The sequence below is a fragment of the Ruegeria sp. AL12 genome (assembly GCF_056540885.1).
Genome location: NZ_JBQFXN010000001.1, coordinates 583,864 through 602,146, shown reverse-complemented (window position 1 = coordinate 602,146; position 18,283 = coordinate 583,864). Strand labels below are relative to the sequence as shown.

General features: G+C 58.7%; 18 protein-coding genes. 11 read left to right on the top strand and 7 right to left on the bottom strand.

The window, feature by feature from the left end; all coding sequences use genetic code 11:
• Positions 1 to 18 precede the first annotated feature (18 nt).
• The gene (gene lpdA, locus ACR0C6_RS03030) at positions 19 to 1,413 is read right to left on the bottom strand and encodes a dihydrolipoyl dehydrogenase (protein WP_480618201.1); all 1,395 of its coding nucleotides are present in this window, start codon (positions 1,411 to 1,413) and stop codon (positions 19 to 21) included.
• Between the two features lie 213 nt (positions 1,414 to 1,626).
• Here lpdA and ACR0C6_RS03025 point away from each other — a divergent pair, with 213 nt between their 5' ends.
• Positions 1,627 to 2,061 carry a hypothetical protein gene (locus ACR0C6_RS03025; RefSeq protein WP_480445422.1) on the top strand — a complete coding sequence of 145 codons (435 nt, stop codon included), beginning with the start codon at positions 1,627 to 1,629 and terminating at the stop codon, positions 2,059 to 2,061.
• Positions 2,062 to 2,104: 43 nt separating this feature from the next.
• Here the strand turns inward: ACR0C6_RS03025 and ACR0C6_RS03020 are convergent, their stop codons facing one another.
• The 4 genes from ACR0C6_RS03020 to ACR0C6_RS03005 all read right to left on the bottom strand — a co-directional run bounded on the left by ACR0C6_RS03020 (position 2,105) and on the right by ACR0C6_RS03005 (position 8,648).
• Positions 2,105 to 2,680, bottom strand: a complete 576-nt coding sequence (locus tag ACR0C6_RS03020; RefSeq protein WP_152458288.1) for a DUF924 family protein — start codon at positions 2,678 to 2,680, stop codon at positions 2,105 to 2,107.
• A gap of 109 nt (positions 2,681 to 2,789) precedes the next feature.
• Positions 2,790 to 4,061: an MFS transporter gene (locus tag ACR0C6_RS03015; RefSeq protein WP_171115435.1), complete on the bottom strand. Its 1,272-nt coding sequence runs from the start codon at positions 4,059 to 4,061 to the stop codon at positions 2,790 to 2,792.
• A 111-nt stretch (positions 4,062 to 4,172) separates the two neighbouring features.
• Positions 4,173 to 5,219: a tRNA preQ1(34) S-adenosylmethionine ribosyltransferase-isomerase QueA gene (gene queA, locus ACR0C6_RS03010; RefSeq protein ID WP_480618200.1), complete on the bottom strand. Its 1,047-nt coding sequence runs from the start codon at positions 5,217 to 5,219 to the stop codon at positions 4,173 to 4,175.
• 42 nt (positions 5,220 to 5,261) lie between these two features.
• Positions 5,262 to 8,648: a YhdP family protein gene (locus ACR0C6_RS03005; protein ID WP_480618199.1), complete on the bottom strand. Its 3,387-nt coding sequence runs from the start codon at positions 8,646 to 8,648 to the stop codon at positions 5,262 to 5,264.
• 68 nt (positions 8,649 to 8,716) lie between these two features.
• On the opposite strand from ACR0C6_RS03005, the gene ACR0C6_RS03000 reads away from it, so the two are divergent.
• The 6 genes from ACR0C6_RS03000 (at position 8,717) to aqpZ (ending at position 13,811) form a co-directional block, all read left to right on the top strand.
• On the top strand, positions 8,717 to 9,178 hold the full coding sequence (locus tag ACR0C6_RS03000; protein ID WP_480618198.1) for a peroxiredoxin: 462 nt from the start codon (positions 8,717 to 8,719) through the stop codon (positions 9,176 to 9,178).
• A gap of 60 nt (positions 9,179 to 9,238) precedes the next feature.
• Positions 9,239 to 10,081: a ferritin-like domain-containing protein gene (locus ACR0C6_RS02995; RefSeq protein WP_480618197.1), complete on the top strand. Its 843-nt coding sequence runs from the start codon at positions 9,239 to 9,241 to the stop codon at positions 10,079 to 10,081.
• 174 nt (positions 10,082 to 10,255) lie between these two features.
• Positions 10,256 to 11,587: a DUF5930 domain-containing protein gene (locus tag ACR0C6_RS02990; RefSeq protein ID WP_171167673.1), complete on the top strand. Its 1,332-nt coding sequence runs from the start codon at positions 10,256 to 10,258 to the stop codon at positions 11,585 to 11,587.
• On the top strand, positions 11,577 to 12,077 hold the full coding sequence (locus tag ACR0C6_RS02985; RefSeq protein WP_117868644.1) for a bactofilin family protein: 501 nt from the start codon (positions 11,577 to 11,579) through the stop codon (positions 12,075 to 12,077). Before ACR0C6_RS02990 ends, ACR0C6_RS02985 begins: the two co-directional genes overlap by 11 nt.
• Positions 12,078 to 12,198: 121 nt before the next feature.
• Positions 12,199 to 13,008, top strand: coding sequence for a M90 family metallopeptidase (locus ACR0C6_RS02980; protein WP_480618196.1), 810 nt, complete (start codon positions 12,199 to 12,201; stop codon positions 13,006 to 13,008).
• Between the two features lie 113 nt (positions 13,009 to 13,121).
• Complete coding sequence (aqpZ, locus tag ACR0C6_RS02975) at positions 13,122 to 13,811, top strand: aquaporin Z (protein WP_480618195.1); 690 nt, start codon at positions 13,122 to 13,124, stop codon at positions 13,809 to 13,811.
• A 62-nt stretch (positions 13,812 to 13,873) separates the two neighbouring features.
• Here the strand turns inward: aqpZ and ACR0C6_RS02970 are convergent, their stop codons facing one another.
• A complete protein-coding gene (locus tag ACR0C6_RS02970) occupies positions 13,874 to 14,431 on the bottom strand; it encodes a peptidylprolyl isomerase (protein ID WP_152458297.1) in 558 nt (185 codons plus the stop codon).
• Positions 14,424 to 14,930: a peptidylprolyl isomerase gene (locus ACR0C6_RS02965; protein WP_152458298.1), complete on the bottom strand. Its 507-nt coding sequence runs from the start codon at positions 14,928 to 14,930 to the stop codon at positions 14,424 to 14,426. Before ACR0C6_RS02965 ends, ACR0C6_RS02970 begins: the two co-directional genes overlap by 8 nt.
• 133 nt (positions 14,931 to 15,063) lie before the next feature.
• Here ACR0C6_RS02965 and ACR0C6_RS02960 point away from each other — a divergent pair, with 133 nt between their 5' ends.
• From ACR0C6_RS02960 to pdhA, 4 genes are all read left to right on the top strand, one after another.
• On the top strand, positions 15,064 to 16,254 hold the full coding sequence (locus ACR0C6_RS02960; RefSeq protein ID WP_480618194.1) for a phosphoglycerate kinase: 1,191 nt from the start codon (positions 15,064 to 15,066) through the stop codon (positions 16,252 to 16,254).
• Between the two features lie 101 nt (positions 16,255 to 16,355).
• Positions 16,356 to 16,670, top strand: a complete 315-nt coding sequence (locus tag ACR0C6_RS02955) for a lysozyme inhibitor LprI family protein (RefSeq protein ID WP_171228109.1) — start codon at positions 16,356 to 16,358, stop codon at positions 16,668 to 16,670.
• A gap of 140 nt (positions 16,671 to 16,810) precedes the next feature.
• Positions 16,811 to 17,110 (top strand): FtsB family cell division protein, encoded by a 300-nt coding sequence (locus tag ACR0C6_RS02950; protein WP_171115419.1) that lies wholly within the window; start codon positions 16,811 to 16,813, stop codon positions 17,108 to 17,110.
• 170 nt (positions 17,111 to 17,280) lie between these two features.
• Positions 17,281 to 18,270, top strand: a complete 990-nt coding sequence (gene pdhA / locus ACR0C6_RS02945; protein ID WP_171115415.1) for a pyruvate dehydrogenase (acetyl-transferring) E1 component subunit alpha — start codon at positions 17,281 to 17,283, stop codon at positions 18,268 to 18,270.
• Positions 18,271 to 18,283: the final 13 nt, after the last annotated feature.

The following is an 18,283-nucleotide window of genomic DNA, read 5'->3' as shown; positions in this document are numbered from 1 at the left end:
CGCAACACGCGTATGACGTTACATGTGGATCACGCGGCCATAAGCGTCCAACACGCTTTCATGCATCATTTCTGACAGAGTCGGGTGCGGGAAGACCGTGTTCATCAGGTCTTCTTCGGTGGTCTCCAGCTGCCGCCCAACCACATAGCCCTGAATCAGTTCCGTGACTTCCGCGCCGATCATATGGGCCCCCAGCAGTTCGCCTGTCTTGGCGTCGAACACGGTTTTGATCAGACCTTCCGGTTCGCCCAGAGCAATGGCCTTGCCGTTGCCGATGAAGGGGAAGCGACCGACTTTGATGTCGTAACCCAGCTCTTTGGCCTTGGCTTCGGTATATCCCACCGAGGCCACCTGCGGCTGACAATAGGTACATCCGGCGATGCTTTCGGGCTTGACCGGATGCGCATGCTGGCCCGCGATCAGATCGGCAACCATGACACCTTCGTGGCTGGCTTTATGTGCAAGCCAGGGCGCGCCCGCGATGTCACCGATCGCATAAAGGCCATCGACGCCGGTGCGGCAATATTCATCCGTCACCACATGCGTGCGGTCGATCTTGACGCCCAGCGCCTCGAGCCCGAGGTTTTCGACATTCCCAACAATCCCGACAGCCGAGATAACGGTGTCGAACTCGTGCTTTTCAACCTTGCCCTTGACCTCGATATGAGCGGTGACCTTGCCCTTGCCGCGATCCAACTGCTTGACCATGGCTTTTTCCATGATGGTCATGCCTTGTTTGGTGAAGGCTTTCTTAGCCAAGGCACTGATTTCCGCATCTTCCACGGGCAACACGCGGTCCATCACCTCGACCACCGTCGTGTCGGCCCCCAGCGTGTTGTAGAAACTGGCAAATTCGATTCCGATCGCGCCCGAGCCGATGACCAGCAGCTTCTTTGGCATCCGGGGCGGTTGCAGCGCGTGCTTGTATGTCCAGACCAGATCGCCATCAGCCTCGAGACCGGGCATTTCGCGGGCCCGTGCGCCGGTTGCAAGAATGATGTTCTTGGCCGTCAGTTCTTCGGTGCCCTTATCGGTCTTGACGCTGACTTTGCCTTTTGCGGGGATTGTTGCCTCACCCATCACCACGGCGACCTTGTTCTTCTTCAGCAGATGGCCGATGCCACCCGAAAGCTGCCCGGCAACGCCACGGGATCTTTTGACGACCGCGTCCAGATCGTAACCGATCTTGTCGGCCTTCAATCCGAAATCCTTGGCGCGTTCCATCAGATGGAAAACTTCGGAGGACCGCAGCAATGCCTTGGTCGGAATGCACCCCCAGTTCAGGCAGATGCCACCAAGGTGCTCGCGCTCGACCACGACGGTTTTCAGTCCAAGCTGGGCCGCACGGATGGCGGCGACATAGCCACCGGGGCCAGCCCCGATTACGATCAGATCATAGGATTGTGCAGCCATGTGTTCCTCTCGGCGCAGGTGGTGAAAATTTAGTTTACCATTAAACTATTTTCAGAAACGCATCAACACGCGTTCCCGCGACAAATGAGACGCAGGGTAAACCTTACCTGAATATGCGGATTTCAGCCTATACGCAGGCCCATGCTATGGCTAGAACAGAAACGCCGACGCCGCTCGGACATTTGTGAACACATTGAATTCAAGGGGTTTACCATGGCCAAAACACTAAAAGATCTGGCGCTTGCTCTGCTAAACGCAACTTTGATACTTGTGGCGCTGTGCTTGTTTTTAGGCTGGAAGCTGGCATCGAAAGTCGAAAGCGTCTCGGCGGAATTCTCAGAGGCCGTGCAGGTTCTTGCCCCTATTCGGGATGAGGCGAAGGGCATTCGGGCAGAACTTTCCGCATTGCGTGAGGATTTGGCGACCTTGAGGAATGAGAACCAGATCACTGACAGTCAAGCCGCGCAAAACCTTCAGGCAACATTGCGCCGCCTGAACGCAGTTGACCAAAAGCTGCAAACTGCGCAGGAGCGGTTCACTGAACTTGCCGAGACACCAGAGGTTCTGATCGCCCAAGCCATTCAGACCGGAGCAGACATCGCGTCCGAACGGGTCTTGTCGTTCAAAGGATGCGAGCCGGGAGCCTGAAGCCCCCGCACTAACAACAGAGGCGCAAAACCTTTGTACGGTCTCAGGCCATTGCTTGCAGCTCTCGCACGGTGCTGCCATAGCCGCCCATGTCGACATAAGCCTCTTCATGGGGGGTCGAGCTGCGCGACAGTGCTTTGTTCCGGTAAGGGAAACGACCAAACTTGCGGATCACTTCACGATGCGCACGGGCGTGCAGCAGATTGCTTGTATCGCCGCTTAGGTTCTGACAGATCAGACGCACGCAGCGTTCCTGATCGCACAGATTTTCCGAATGCATCATCGGAAGGTAAAAGAACTGCCGGGCCGGTTCATCGATCTTCTTGTCCCAACCTCTGTCCACCGCGCATTTCGCAGCTGCCAGGGCCGCTCGGTCCGTCGCGAAAGCACGCGCTTGCCCGCGGAACATGTTGCGTGGAAACTGGTCCGTCAAAATTATGTAAGCCAGTGACCCGCTGGGATAGGTCAGCCAGAGCGAAAACTTGCCCTCGGCCGCAGCCTCCCACGTTGATTGAAAACGTGCGCGGATTTCTGAATCCAGCGCTTCATCCTCTATGTACCAGCCCTTTGGACCCACCTCATCTAACCAAAAACTCAATACTTCTTCAGGCGTTACCATTGCCTTAAACTCCGTCTTGTGCCCGTAGTTTGGACGTAACGTCATTTAAGGCCGTTTTACAGAACTGTTACAGTAACATATTGCAACACTTGCGACATAATCCTGTGTCCTAGGCATCTTCCTGCTCGGCCTGTTCGGCCTCGGCGGCTTCGATGGCGACTTCCTGTGCCACTTCAAACGCAACTGGCGAGGCCGTTGGATACAGCGTCGACATCGTGCCGGTTTCGTCCACGGGTATCGATGCCCGCTGCGTCGTCCGATACAGGGCGTAAAGTGCCATTGCGAGTAACAGTGCCGCAATAAAGAGAAAAAAGCCCGGTGGCCCGAATACGGCATCCCCCATCAGCCAGCCGGTGATCACCGGCCCGGCAATCGCGCCCAGACCGTTGATGAATACCAGCCCACCGGATGCGGCCGCCATATCCTCGTGATCCAGAAAGTCATTCGCATGCGCAATCAGCAGTGAATATAGCGGGTTGGACATACCGCCGATCAGGAAAGCCGAAGCAAGCAGAATTGGAAACGATCCGCCCATCATCATAGCGATCGTTGCGCCACCGGCACCGGCGAGCGCCACAAGCAGGATCAGAAAGCGGCGATCCATACGGTCAGAGAACCAGCCCAAAGGGTATTGCAGAACCACAGCGCCGATATAAAACGCCGCAACGAAGGTTGAAATTTCAACAAGCGACAGCCCTGCCCGGGCGCCATACACCGCCGCCATGCCGAACTGCGCGGAAAACACACCCCCCAGAAGAAACATGCCCACGCAGCCCAGAGGCGATGTTTCAAGTAGTTTCTTCAAGGTCATCGGTTTGGTGGTATCAAAGGCCGGTGTCGGCGAGATCGACAGCAAAATCGGTGCGAAGGACACTGAAACCAGGATCGAGGCGATCACAAAGGTCTCGTAACCAGCCGGGTCGCCGACAAGAACAAGCGCCTGCGCACTGATGATCCCCGTCATCTGGACGATCATATAGAGCGACAGCGCCTGCCCGCGATTTTCATTGCTGGCCGCATTGTTGAGCCAGCTTTCGGCGGTAACATACACGCCCGAAAAACAGAATCCGATCACCACCCGGCCCAAGGCCCACGCGATCGGGTTGGTCAGCATGGGATACATGATCATCACGGCCGAAATAAACGACGCAAGGGCCGCGAAGACCCGCACATGGCCAACGCGCCGGATCATCTCGGGCGCAAGGCGTGAGCCGCCCAGAAAGCCCAGAAAATAGGCCGACATGACAAAAGACATCTCGAGGGTCGAAAAGCCTTCGATCTCACCCCGCACACCCAGAATCGTGCCCTGGAGGCCGTTTCCGACCATCAGCAACCCCATGCCGAGCAGCAGCGCCCATGCGCTGGAAAGGACCTGAATCATTGGGGCCTCCGACTAATGCCAACCTGATTTTAGTGTCGTTCTGCGATCAAAGACCGCCTACGTCGCGCTTGTCTACGACATTCCCGATCCGCGATGCTGTTTCCGCGCCTCTCAAGGGATCAAAAGCGACGCGTCGCCATAGGAAAAGAACCGGTATTTCCGGGCGATGGCATGCGCGTAGACATCGCGCATCCGATCCTGCCCCATCAGCGCCGAAACCAGCATGAGCAACGTGGATTTCGGCAGGTGAAAATTGGTCATCAATGCGTCAGTGACGTGGAATTCAAAACCGGGATAGATGAAGATATCCGTGTCGCCTTCCCAGGGTTCGATCTTTCCTGACCTTGCCGCACTTTCGATCAGTCGCAAAGCCGTTGTCCCCACCGGGATCACCCGCCCGCCGGCGGCCTTGGTTGCCTGTATCTCAGCGGCGGCGTCGGGGCTTACCTGCCCCCATTCAGCATGCATCTTGTGTGTTGTGACATCCTCAACCTTGACCGGAAGAAAAGTCCCTGCCCCCACGTGCAGCGTCACATGCGTGAAGCTTACCCCCCGTTTTGCCAGCGCCTTCATCAGCGCCTCGTCGAAATGCAAGGATGCGGTCGGGGCGGCCACGGCACCGGAATGATTTGCCCAGATGGTCTGATAGTCCGTCTTGTCCCGTTCATCAGCCGGACGTTTGGCTGCGATGTAGGGCGGCAGAGGCATTGCTCCGGCCTGATCCAGCGCCGCGTCGAAATCCTCGCCGCTGAGATTGAAGCGCAGATAAGCCTGGCCATCCGCAACTCTGTCCAGCGTGGCGCTGAGATCATCCGAGAAGACAATCTCTTCCCCAAGCTTCACCTTCTTGAGCGGCTTGATCAACGCAGACCACGTGCCATCGGCCTGTGGATCAAGCAAAGTGGCCTCGATCCCTGCGGAAACCGGCCCCTGCGCGCTGTCCCGGTGGCGTCGGCCGTTCAGTCGCGCCGGAATGACCCGTGTGTCATTCAACACCAGCCGGTCACCCGGCCGCAGGAAATCGGGCAGGTCGAAAACATGGCTGTCCGTGATTGCATCCCCCTGCGCCACCAGCAAGCGCGCAGAGGAACGCGGGCTGGCCGGCCGCGTGGCGATCAGGTCTTCGGGCAGATGGAAATCAAAATCGCTAAGTTTCATGCCCGCGCCTTACAACCCTGCATCAGATTCGGCCATATCCTGTCAGCGGTCACTTGGGGATGAGCCGAATGTGCGTTTGGGTTCATCCGGTTTCTGCGGCACTGCGTTCGGACCATCCTGAACTTTGGGTGCCGGGGCACGCATCAGGTCGCGCAGGAACAGAGGTGCGAGACCGGACAACGGATTTACCGAAACTTTGGGCGAGGCAAGCGGGCCGGTCAGGGTGTAGTTGAATCCAAAGACGCCCTCGCCCTTGCGCGTAAACACGCTGCCAACTGCGTTGAGCAGGTATATGGGCGAGATCGCACCGCGCAGGTTCAGCAAGCCGTTCACCGTATCGATGGTGCCATCAAAAGACAGGCCCATCGACGGGCCGACGGCACTGCCGCTGAGCACTTTGATGTCTGTGGGGGTGACACGCATCCGGCTGTCGATTGCTGCAAAAAAGATACCCTGTCCGGCCATTTCATCCAACAGGCCCACAAGGCTGATGGCATTCAGCAAGGCCGCCATGGCCGGGGCGTCGGTTATCCGCGTGTTGGTGATTTTCAGTATCACGTCATAGCTACCCGGTGCCGTCACAGGTTCGAGTTTGAGATTCATTTCTCCGCCCCGCGCCTGTGTCAGTACTCCGGCCGATCGCAGCACGGACCCCGCATCTTGCGACGTCAGGTCAACAGCACTTCGGTTCCCTCTGGGGCTGACCTGCCCTCTGACCGGCGCGCCGCCATTGACCTGCGCGGTGAAGTTCCCTTGTATTCCGCCCGTCGTCTGAAATGCGCCCCGGAACCCGGTCAGCGCGACGGTTTCCGTAACCTGAAGGCGATCCAGAGCCACGTCCAGTTTCGGCCCGGCGCCGCCCCCGCCGCCCGATCCGCCGCTTTCGCCGAAATTCGCGCGGCCCATATCAAGGACGCCGCCAAGCACACGGATATCCGGCATGGCGTTTCCGCGCCCGATCAGCTCTGCCGGAACTGCCAGCCAATCGCCCAGGTCAAAAGAGGTGAAGCGAACCCGGTCGTATTCGCCGTTTTCACGAAACGTAATGGAGGCAGATGTACGCAATCCGGCTGCATTTATGCGCAGACTATCCACCTTCAACTGCGACCCCAAAGTCGCTTCGGCCGTCAGAGAGCCGGTCGAATTGGCCCCCTTTCTCCAACCAAGTTCGGGTATGGCCAGCGCGACACCCTGCAAATCAGACGTGACGGACAATTTCGGGGCAACCCCGGCGCCGAGCCCCAATGTGATATCCGCAATCCCTTTGCCGGTCAGCATCCCCGGAGGCAGACCGGCGCCGATCTCATCCATCAATCGCGGCGACAGCTCGATCTGACCGGTCAGGGTGCTTCGCTGTTCCGACTTGCCGTCTATCGGCTGCCGCCAGAGCGCCGTCAGCGGTACGTCCCCGAACTGCCCCTGCCCCTGAAGCTGAACGCCGGACTGATCACCAGAAAGGTCCAGAAGATCAGCACTGACGTCAAATCCGGGCACCAAGCGGTCACTGAACAGGTTTGCCAGCCGGCCTTCAAAATGGAACTCGGTCTCGTCAAACTTGAGACCCTTTTTCAAGGGCAGGGAAAGGGTTCCGGCCAGCGACACCGTTCCTTTCGCCACATCAACGGGCAACCCCGCCTTGCTGAGCAATTCCAGCGGAGGCCGGTCCAACAACGACAACGCAGCCGTCACGCTGCCTTTGGCCTGAATGCGCGCAATCGCAGGCGCGGATTTCTTGATATCCGTGTCGGGTATGATGAAGGACGTCCCCGACGCATCCACAGCACCGCCGTCATCCGCAATCACGACGCCCTGCTGCGCAGTGACCGTGAACCTGCTGTTGATCAGGCTGGCCTGACCTTGCGCCTTTTCGATCGGCGGAAGCGTTTTGACAAACCGGATCTTCGCCTTTTCAAATCCGAAATCCAGATAGAGATCCGGTTTCGATCCGGGCAGCAGGCGCAGGGCAAAGTCCATATCCGAAAGGACCCCTTCGTACAGGTTTTCGGTCACCCACTCTCGCGGTTTCGGGGCCAGACGTTCGGGCCAGTATCCCAGAACCTTGTCCGACGTCATTTGATCCAGATGTGCGTCCAGCTTGACGGCCCAGCCATCCGGCCGCCCGGTCAGGACGCCAAAGGCACGCACCGTGTGACCCGGATCTTCTATGGTCATCTGACCCAGATGCAGCTGGAACGGGTTGAGGGCCATATTGAAATCCAGGCTGGCCCGCGAAAGCTGAAGAGGTTGCGGGAACAGGTTTGCCGGGTTCACGTTGATACCGGACAGCCGCAACTGTGCAGACAGGCTGTCCAGCACGCCATCTTCTGCACCTTCCAGATACGCCTTTCCGTCAGCCTGAACCTCACCCCAGGCCGAGACCACCGAAACTTCGTTGAAATCCAGGATCTGGTCTTCGGGATCATAGGTGAAATAGGTGCGCGCGGATTCGAAGGGAACCGGGCGTGTTTCCGGGTTTGGCTGCACCGCCCCCGCCCCCAGATTCAGCGTGGCGTACAAAGTTCCGATCGCTCCGTTTTCGTCGACACCACCGCGCAAGGCACCCGAGATCGGGGCCCGCAGAACCTGCAACCAGGCAAGGGCAGGCGTTTGGCCCGCGATGTCCTCGGCCGGAAGATCGGTGACCGAGATTCCGAATTGTGCGGCAGGTGTGCCCAGAACACTTGTATAATTGGCCTCGATGGCACTGACATAGTCACGCCCCGCCAGAACCGAAAACCCGGTCGCCAAGCGCACTTCGTTGCCGGCTCGGTTGGCTTGAATATGCCCACCGTCCAGTATCCAGGACCGCCCCTGCCTAAGATCGCGATAATCCAGTGTGATTGCGTCAAGTTCGACTGAAGTCAGTGCAGACAGGGCCGGAGACAGGAAGACCTGATCCGAAGCCTCGATAAGCTGTGCCAGGTTCGGGGCCTCCTGCACCGGTGCGCTGCCGGACCCGACCGTAAGGCTCAGCGCCCCGTCCTCGTCTCGGGTCACGGCGATCTGCGCCCCCCTCAGAATGATCCTTTTGGGTCGGACATGACCCCGCAACAAGGGGCGCATGGCCAGACTGGCGCGCATGTCGGACACCTGCGCAATTTGCCGACCCTCAGCGTCGCTGATGGCCACATCAGTCAGACGCAGACGGGGGCGCCATCCTTCGTGAATGATGAAACTGACATCACCAAACCGGATTTGCAGCCCACCCAATGCCTGTTCAAGCCGCGCTTCGACCCTGTCCCGCAACCAGACGGGGGCGTGCATTCTTTGCCCGACAACCATGAAACCGGTGAACAGCGCCAGAAGTACCAGCACGAAAGTGCCGCGCATGGCCCACAGACCCGCTGCCCGGCGGCGAGACCGGCGGCGCGCGGGCTTGACGGGCCGTGCTCCGTCACCGTCTTCGTGCTGCTTCAAATTGCTATCCACGCCTTCCAACCCGCACGCGTTGCCCTATGATATCAGGCAGCCTTTAAAAACCTTTAGCGGAGTTTCCAATGCCCGACGTTTCAGACATCGCCCCTGACTTCACTTTGCCGCGCAACGGCGGCGGCGAGGTGACGCTTTCGGCGTTGCGCGGTAGCACCGTGGTTCTGTTTTTCTACCCCCGCGATGATACGCCGGGCTGCACCAAGGAATCCATCGGTTTCTCGGAACAACTTCAGGCCTTTGCCGATGCGGGCGCTCAAGTTTTCGGCATCTCGCGCGACAGCGTCGCCAAACATGACAAATTCGTCGCCAAGCATGGGCTGACCACACCGCTGTTATCGGATGAGAACGCGACCGTCTGTGAAGACTACGGCGTGTGGGTCGAAAAAAACATGTACGGGCGCAAATCGATGGGGATCGAGCGTTCGACTTTCATCATCGACCCCGAAGGCAAAATTGCCCGCGTTTGGCGCAAGGTCAAAGTTCCCGGCCACGTGGACGAGGTGCTGGAAGCCGTGCGCGCGCTGTAACGCCCTCGACCACGGTCGCCATCCGGTTTAAGAGCCACAGGATCAACCAGGCGGAGAATAATGGTGTCCAAATCGCTGACCCAGATGGCGACCGAAGTTCTTGCAACGGCGGAAGGTCGGGAAAAGACCGCCCTGTCCAAACAGCACGCCGCCGCGTGGTTTGCCTCGCGCAAGGGCGACGCGCCCCCGATCGAGATCGGGACGGCGTCACCCCCGCTGCGGCCCGCGCGCCCGGAACGGCCCGAACTCCTGTCTCCGCGCGAGGTGCCAAAGCGCAAACCGGGCACCGAGGCGGGCCGCATCGCCCTTTTGCACGCCGTGGCGCATATCGAACTGAACGCCGTCGATCTGCATTGGGATATCATTGCCCGCTTTGGCCATGTGCCGATGCCGATCGGGTTTTATGACGATTGGGTAAAATGCGCCGAAGAGGAATCGCGCCATTTCGAGATGGTCTGCGATTGTCTGGAACAAATGGGCAGCCATTATGGCGCCTTGCCCGCCCATGCGGGAATGTGGCGCGCGGCCGAGGACACCGCAGACGACCTGATGGGACGGCTTGCGGTCGTGCCGATGGTGCTCGAAGCGCGTGGTCTGGATGTGACCCCCGGCATGATCGAGATCTTTCGCAAGGCCAAGGCCGAACAGGCCATTGCAGCGCTTGAGGTGATCTATGCCGAAGAAGTCGGCCATGTCGCCTATGGGTCCAAGTGGTTTCATTTCCTGTGTGGCCGTGAAAACGCGGACCCCAAGGATGTGTTTCACGCTTTGGTACGCCGGTATTTCCACGGCGTCCTGAAACCACCCTTCAACGAGGAAAAACGGGCCGAGGCCGGGTTGCCGCCCGATTTCTACTGGCCGCTGACCGAAGACCTACCCGCGCCCGGCGATATCACCAACTGACGCCTCAACATGCTTTTCGGCAATTTCCCGCCGATCTTTGGGGGGATTTCTACGCAGTTGGCGCCAGACTGATCAACAAACTTGCCCGAACGCTGCCTGCCCTTTATGCAGTCGGCCCAAGGAGCGGCCGGCACTCACAACCGGTCCCGATCTTGGGGATGAGAGGTAGGACGCGTGCGAACACGTCTGGCAATAAAAATACACTCCGCATTTGAACGGTACTTTCCGGAACGCCGGGTTTTTCTGAAGTCTGACAAAGATACACGTTTTATCCGTCTCAGCTCGGAAACGCAGGTGGTCGCGGTGGCCGGTGTTGCCGTCATGGTCGGATGGACCGCGGTCGCAACTGCCATTCTGCTTATGGACAGCATCGGTTCGGGCAACTTCCGGGAACAGGCGAAACGCGACCAGGCAACCTATCAGGAACGATTGAATGTCCTGTCCGCAGAACGCGACGCCCGTGCGCAGGAAGCCCTCGCCGCTCAGGATCGATTCAACGCCGCGCTGGAACAGATATCCGCCATGCAGTCCGAACTGCTGGCTTCGGAAAACCGCCGTCGCGAACTTGAGACGGGGATCGAAGTCATTCAGACCACGCTGCGCACAACCATGAAACAGCGGGAAGATGCGCGGAAGGAACTGGCGGCGCTGAAGCAGGAAAACAGCAATACAGACATGTACGTAACGGCCTCCAGCGCGCCGGTACAGATGGCCTTCATGACGGACGCTCTGGCGCGTACGGCCGAGGAACGCGATCAGATCGCCGCCGACGCCCGGCAAGCACTGGACCAGCGCGATGATCTTGAGCTGGAAATTCGCCTTATGCAGGAACGCAGCGACGAGATTTTCCGGCAGCTGGAAGAGGCCATGGTGATCTCGGTCGAGCCGCTGGACAAGATGTTCCGTCAGGCGGGAATGCCAACAGACCGTATCATCGAAGAGGTCCGGCGCGGATACAGCGGTATGGGCGGTCCGCTGACCCCTTTATCCCTTAGCACGCGCGGTGAGGTGGACGAGTTGTCCGCCGAGGAAGCCCGCGCGAATACATTGCTGAAACAGATGGATCAGCTGAACCTTTACCGACTTGCGGCCGAAAAGGCCCCCTTTGCCAATCCTGTACATTCGGCCGTGCGTTTCACCAGCGGCTATGGCAGCCGGCGCGACCCCAAAACCGGTGGTCGCCGGATGCATAACGGGGTCGATTTCGCAGGGCCGCAAGGCACGGATATCTTTGCGACCGCAGACGGCGTCGTTACCCATGCAGGCTGGCAATCCGGTTTCGGACGGCTTGTGAAAATCAAGCACGCATTCGGAATTGAGACACTTTACGCTCATAACACCAAGATCAACGTGAAGGTTGGTCAAAGGGTCTCGCGCGGGGATCATATTGCTGATATGGGTAGCACCGGACGGTCGACCGGCACGCATCTGCACTATGAGGTACGCGTGAACGGAAAACCCGTAAACCCAATGACTTACATCAAGGCTGCGAGAAATGTTTTCTAAAAGCAAAATCAACGAGCCCGCATCCAAGGCACCCGAGGCGGCCAAACCAGCCGCTCCGGCGACCCCAGCGGCCCCTGCACCGACCGAGTCGAAACCTGCCACTGCACCCAAGCCCAAGCCGCCTGCGTCGGTTTTGTCTTCGGATCTGCACATCACTGGCAATATCAAAACCTCTGGTGACATACAGGTGGAAGGCACAGTCGAAGGCGACATCCGCGCTCACCTTCTGACCATTGGTGAATCGGCAACGATCAAAGGTGAAGTCACCGCAGATGACGTCGTGATCAACGGACGTATCGTGGGTCGCGTACGTGGCCTCAAGGTGCGTCTGACATCGACCGCACGTGTCGAAGGCGACATCATCCACAAGACCATCGCCATCGAAAGCGGAGCGCATTTCGAAGGGTCTGTACAGCGCCAGGACGATCCGCTGAATCCGGGCCGCAGCGCCAAAGCCGGATCGAACCCGGCAGCAGACGTCAAACAGTAATTCGACCCATCAGGTCAGATCGGAAACGCCGCAGGGAGACCAGCGGCGTTTCTTTTTTGCGCCACAGCCTGTACCCGGGAAACTTGTTTTGATCCCGCCGGGATCACGTTAGGGTCGGGTCATGTTGATTTTTCTGACACTTGTTGCGGTGATCGCCGCAGGTCTGGCCTTTTATTTCTGGTCCAAACGACAGGCGCGCCACGCCCTGTTGGCCGCGCCGTTGACTGACAAACAACGGCAGCTTGTCGACGCTCAGGTCCCGATCTTGCGGAAACTGCCGCAAGGCCTGCGCGCAAAGCTGGAAGGCAAGATCAACCTGTTCCTTGATCAGGTTGAATTCATTGGGTGTGACGGCCTGGACGTTACCGAAGACATGCAACTGTCCATCGCCGCGCAAGCCTGTCTGCTGGTTGTGAATACCGATCTCTGGTATGACAACCTGACCACAATTTTGATCTATCCCAGCGCATTCAAATCCAGGCAGAGCCGGCACAGCGGCTATGTCGTCACCGAGAAGGAAATCGTGCGCACAGGGGAAAGCTGGAACCGCGGCCCGGTGATCCTGTCCTGGGCGCATAGCCAGCGCGGGGCCATGAACGATCATGACGGCCAAAATGTTGTATTTCATGAATTTGCCCACCAGATCGACGATCTGACAGGGTCGGCCAACGGGGTGCCCGTACTCAGCGACGACCAAAGCTTTTCAGAATGGGAAGCCGCATTCCTGACAGCCTATGACGCGCATGTACGCGCCGTTGAATCCGGGCAGCCAACCGTAATCGACCCCTATGGCGCGGAAGGGCACGAGGAGTTTTTCGCCGTTTCGGTTGAAGTGTTCTTTGAGCGACCAAAGGCCCTGCGCAGGTCGGACCCGGAGGTTTACAAGCAACTCTCCAAGCTGTTTCACCTGGATCCTGCTCAATGGCACTAAGGGCTTTGCGACCCCTGGTGCGAGGGTGCCGGGAAAATTCCCCGTTCTGCACAATTTAACAAAAGTTAATTTATGAACTACACTTAAGCTCATTGCATTGTGGAGGAAATTTCATGTCATCAAAACTACTGGCCGAGTTCTTCGGCACCTTCTGGCTGGTTCTCGGAGGTTGCGGCAGTGCCGTATTGGCAGCGGGCGTTGCAGATGTCGGCATTGGGTGGCTTGGCGTTTCCTTCGCCTTCGGCCTGACGGTTCTGACAATGGCTTACACGGTTGGCCATATCTCGGGCGGGCACTTCAATCCGGCGGTCAGCCTGGGCCTAATGATCGGCGGGCGGTTTCCGGCAAAGGATCTGCTGCCCTACTGGATCGCTCAGGTCATCGGCGCCATCGCCGCCGCAGTGGTTCTGTATCTGATCGTCAGCGGTGCGCCCGACTTCGCCGGCGTCGGGGGATTTGCGTCCAACGGATATGGTGAGGCCTCGCCCGGCGGGTATTCTTTGATGTCCGCTCTGGTGATCGAGATCGTGATGACCGCTTTCTTTATCCTGATCATTCTGGGCGCAACCTCGGACAAGGCACCGGCGGGTTTCGCCCCCATCGCGATTGGTCTGGGATTGACCCTGATCCACCTGGTATCAATTCCGGTCACCAACACTTCGGTCAACCCGGCCCGGTCCACAGGCGTCGCCCTGTTTGCCGACGGACCTGCCCTGTCGCAGCTGTGGCTGTTCTGGGTGGCCCCGCTGATTGGCGGCGCGATCGGAGCGCTCATCTGGAAAGCGATGTCACCGGACGATTGAGTTTCGTTCAATCGACCATAAGGAACAGCCCGGCGCTCTTTGGAACGCCGGGCTGTTTCGGTTTATTCGGTGACGGTGACTTTTTTCATCACGTCGGGCTGTCCCGTAACCGCTCCGGTCTGGGAATGCCCCCGTTTGATCGCATCCACCACGTCCATACCGTCGGTCACCTGACCGACCACGGTGTACTGGCCGTCCAGAAACGGGCCGGGTTCGAACATGATAAAGAACTGCGAATTGGCTGAATCCGGGTTTTGCGACCGGGCCATGCCGACCACGCCACGATCAAAGGTCAGATCAGAAAACTCAGCCGGCAGATCCGGGCGGTCTGACCCACCACGCCCGGCATACCGCATGTCAAAGCCGTTCGCGGTGGAATTGCCGTATTGAACATCGCCGGTCTGGGCCATGAAACCTTCGATCACGCGGTGGAACACCACACCATCATACTTGCCGTCCGCAGCCAGTACCGTGATCTGTTCCACGTGCTTCGGCGCTACATCTTCGAACAGATCGATGGAGATCGTGCCATTGGCCCCTTCCCCTTCGACCTCGATCTGCAAACCGCTGGCCAGCGCCGGGCTTGCCAGCAAGGCAAAGGTGGCGGCAAGCTTATACATCTGCGGCCACCTTGACGCTGATCATGCGGTCGGGGTTCGCAGGCGGCTCGCCACGTACGATCGCATCCACATGCTCCATGCCTTCGATGACACGGCCGTAAACGGTGTATTGACCGTTCAGGAAGTGGTTGTCCTTGAAGTTGATGAAGAACTGAGAGTTGGCCGAATCCGGGTTCTGCGAACGGGCCGCGCCCAGCGTACCGCGATCATGGGGCAGCTTGGAGAACTCTGCCGGTACGTTCGGCAGCGACGAACCGCCGGTCCCCGCCATACGCAGGTTGAACCCATCTTCCATGTCGCCATGCTGCACGTCACCGGTTTGGGCCATGAAGCCGTCGATCACTCGGTGAAAGGCCACGTTGTCGTATTCTCCGCTGCGGGCCAGTTCTTTCATCCGCGCGCTGTGCAAAGGCGCCACATCCGGCAGCAGCTCGATGACGACATTGCCGTCTTTCAGCTCGATGATGATCGTGTTTTCGGGATCCTTGATCTCGGCCATGAGGCCCTCCTGTCGTTTATCTTGCGCAAATACCTATGACGCACGCGTACGAATGCCAAGTGACGCATTGACCTGAGGGCAAATTGCAGGAAAAGAACCGCCTAAATCATTTGCCAATGACAAGGATCGCACAATGGGCTGGAAAACACTGGACGATATGGACCTGAACGGCAAACGCGTACTTGTGCGTGTGGATATCAACGTGCCCGTGGTTGACGGTGTCGTGACCGACGCCACCCGCATCCAGAGAATCGTGCCGACGGTTCGCGACATTCTGGCCGCTGGCGGCAAACCGATCCTTCTGGCCCATTTCGGTCGCCCCGGAGGCGAGCGGCGCGAGAACCTGTCGCTCAAGCAACTGGTTCCGACCCTCGAAAGCGCTATTGGCACCAAAGTCCTGTTTGCCGCCGACTGTGTCGGAACCGAGGCCGAACTGGCGGCGCAGGCGTTGCAGCCCGGCCAGGTGCTGTTACTTGAGAACACGCGTTTTCACGCTGCGGAAACCAAGAACGATGCCGATCTGGCCGCAGGTATGGCCAGGCTGGGTGACGTGTACTGCAACGACGCGTTTTCAGCGGCGCACCGGGCCCACAGCTCGACCGAGGCCATCGCGCGCCTGCTGCCCGCCTGTGCCGGTCGTTTGATGCAGGCCGAGTTGCAGGCACTGGAAAGCGCGTTGGGCGCACCCGAACGCCCCGTAACAGCGGTTGTGGGCGGGGCCAAGGTTTCGACCAAGCTGGAATTGCTGGGCAATCTGATCGACAAGGTAGATTATCTGGTGATCGGTGGCGGCATGGCCAATACGTTCCTTGTCGCGCAAGGTGTCAATGTCGGAAAATCGCTGGCCGAAACGGCGATGAAAGACACCGCAGCCGAAATTCTGACCAAAGCCGAAAGCACCGGCTGTCAGATCGTTCTGCCACGTGACGTCGTGGTTGCCGAAACGTTTGAAGCCAATGCCACTCATCAGGTTTTGCCCGCGGATCAATGCCCCGACGATGGCATGATCCTGGACGCTGGCCCCGAAAGCGTGGCCGCGATCATCGAGATATTCGAAAAAAGCAAAACCCTGATCTGGAACGGACCGCTGGGCGCATTCGAACTGGAACCGTTCGACGCCGCCACCAATGCCGCTGCCTTGAAGGCGGCCGCGCTCAGCCGTTCGGGCCAGCTGATCTCGGTCGCCGGAGGTGGAGACACGGTTGCTGCCCTGAACGCCTCGGGTGCCGCCAAGGACTTCACCTATATCTCGACCGCGGGTGGCGCGTTTCTGGAATGGATGGAAGGCAAAACGCTGCCCGGTGTCGCAGCTCTGGATCAGTAAGCACCACTTGCCGCCTTTGATCGCCTGACATGGTCCATGGTAGTATCCCCTTTTGAACGGGGGATATTGCCGTGAAGCCAATTTACCTTCTTGTCCTAATAATGCTGCCCTGCTCTGCCGCTGCTCAATCCAGTTGCAGCGGCCAAACCCAGCTTGACGCCAATTTCTGCGCCAAGGAACAATGGGAGGCCGCAGATCGCGAACTCAACCGGCTGTGGGCACAGATCAAACCCGCAGCCGATGCACGCGGCGACGGTGATGCCCTTCTGACCGAACAACGCGCCTGGCTGAAGGCCCGAGACGCAACCTGCGACAAGGAATTGTCGGGCGGCGGCAGCGCTGCGCCGATGTTCTACTGGACCTGCATGAAAGAACAAACCGTCGCGCGAAATCAGGCGCTGGAATCATGGCGCTGACGCGGATCAGGACGCGCTTAAATTACAGATGAAAAAATCGAAACAGGGGATTCACAACCCGAATCACCTGTGACATAGTGTGTCCAGATGCTCGCAAAGGGCACGTTTTTGAGGCTAGTTTTCATACGGCGGTAAACAGAGTGTCCCGTTCCCATCGGCCCGGTTTGGGCTCAATCATCTTCTTCTCGGTGGCTTTCATGCTTGGTGTGTATTTCACCTTTGCCGCCGTACAAGGTGACTATGGCCTGTTTCGGCGGGTCGAAATTGCTGCGGAACGGGACGCCCTGTCACAGGACCTGGAAAAGCTGAATGCCCAAATCGCCGAATTGGAAAACCTGACTCGGCGCCTGTCCGACACTTATCTGGATCTTGACCTGCTCGATCAGCAGGCGCGTTCGGTTCTTGGCATGATCCGGGCGGATGAGATCGTGATCCGCTGATCCTTTTTGGGCTGCCGGACGCCTTCGGACCATCGTCGCACCGCTTTGCCTGTCGGCTGCGCCACGCCCGCGCGGACGCTGCGTCACATTTCCCCTCGCCAGAAAGCCCCAAATGCTTTATGAGATAGTTTAACGCTAAACTATCTTGCCGAAAGGGGGAGATCGCCACTATGGCTGCGCGAAAAACCACAAAGAAACCAAATGTTTCTGCGGAAGAACTCAAGACATACTACCGCGAGATGCTTCTGATCCGTCGATTCGAAGAAAAGGCGGGTCAGCTTTATGGCATGGGTCTGATCGGCGGGTTCTGCCACCTGTACATCGGTCAAGAGGCGGTTGTTGTCGGGCTCGAAGCGGCAGCACAGGACGGCGACAAGCGGATCACATCGTATCGTGACCACGGCCATATGCTGGCCTGTGGCATGGATCCGGGCGGCGTGATGGCCGAACTGACCGGGCGCGAAGGCGGCCTGTCCAAGGGCAAGGGCGGTTCGATGCACATGTTCTCGAAAGAAAAGCATTTCTATGGGGGCCATGGCATCGTCGGCGCGCAGGTTCCGCTGGGCGCAGGTCTGGCCTTTGCCGACAAGTACAAAGAGAATGGCGGCGTGACCTTTACCTATTTCGGCGACGGTGCCGCAAACCAGGGCCAGGTCTATGAGACGTTCAATATGGCCGCCCTGTGGGATCTTCCCGTGGTTTTCGTGATCGAGAACAACCAATACGCCATGGGCACAGCGCAGGCGCGTTCGACCTCGTCACCCGATATCTATGTGCGCGGCGAAGCCTTCGGCATCCCCGGCGAGATCGTCAACGGAATGGATGTGCTGGCCGTCAAAGCCGCTGGTGAAAAGGCCGTTGCCCACTGCCGCGCCGGCAAGGGCCCTTACATTCTTGAGGTCAAGACCTACCGCTATCGCGGGCACTCGATGTCTGACCCGGCCAAGTACCGCACCCGCGAAGAGGTTCAGAAAGTCCGCGAACAAAGCGACCCGATCGAACATGTGCGCGAGCTGCTGCTGACCGGCAAACACGCGACCGAGGATGACCTGAAGGCGATCGACAAGGAAATCAAAGAGATCGTGAACCAAGCCGCCGAATTCTCGAAAGAAAGCCCCGAGCCCGCCGTTGAAGAGCTCTGGACCGACATTTACGCCTGAGAGGACGAATAAG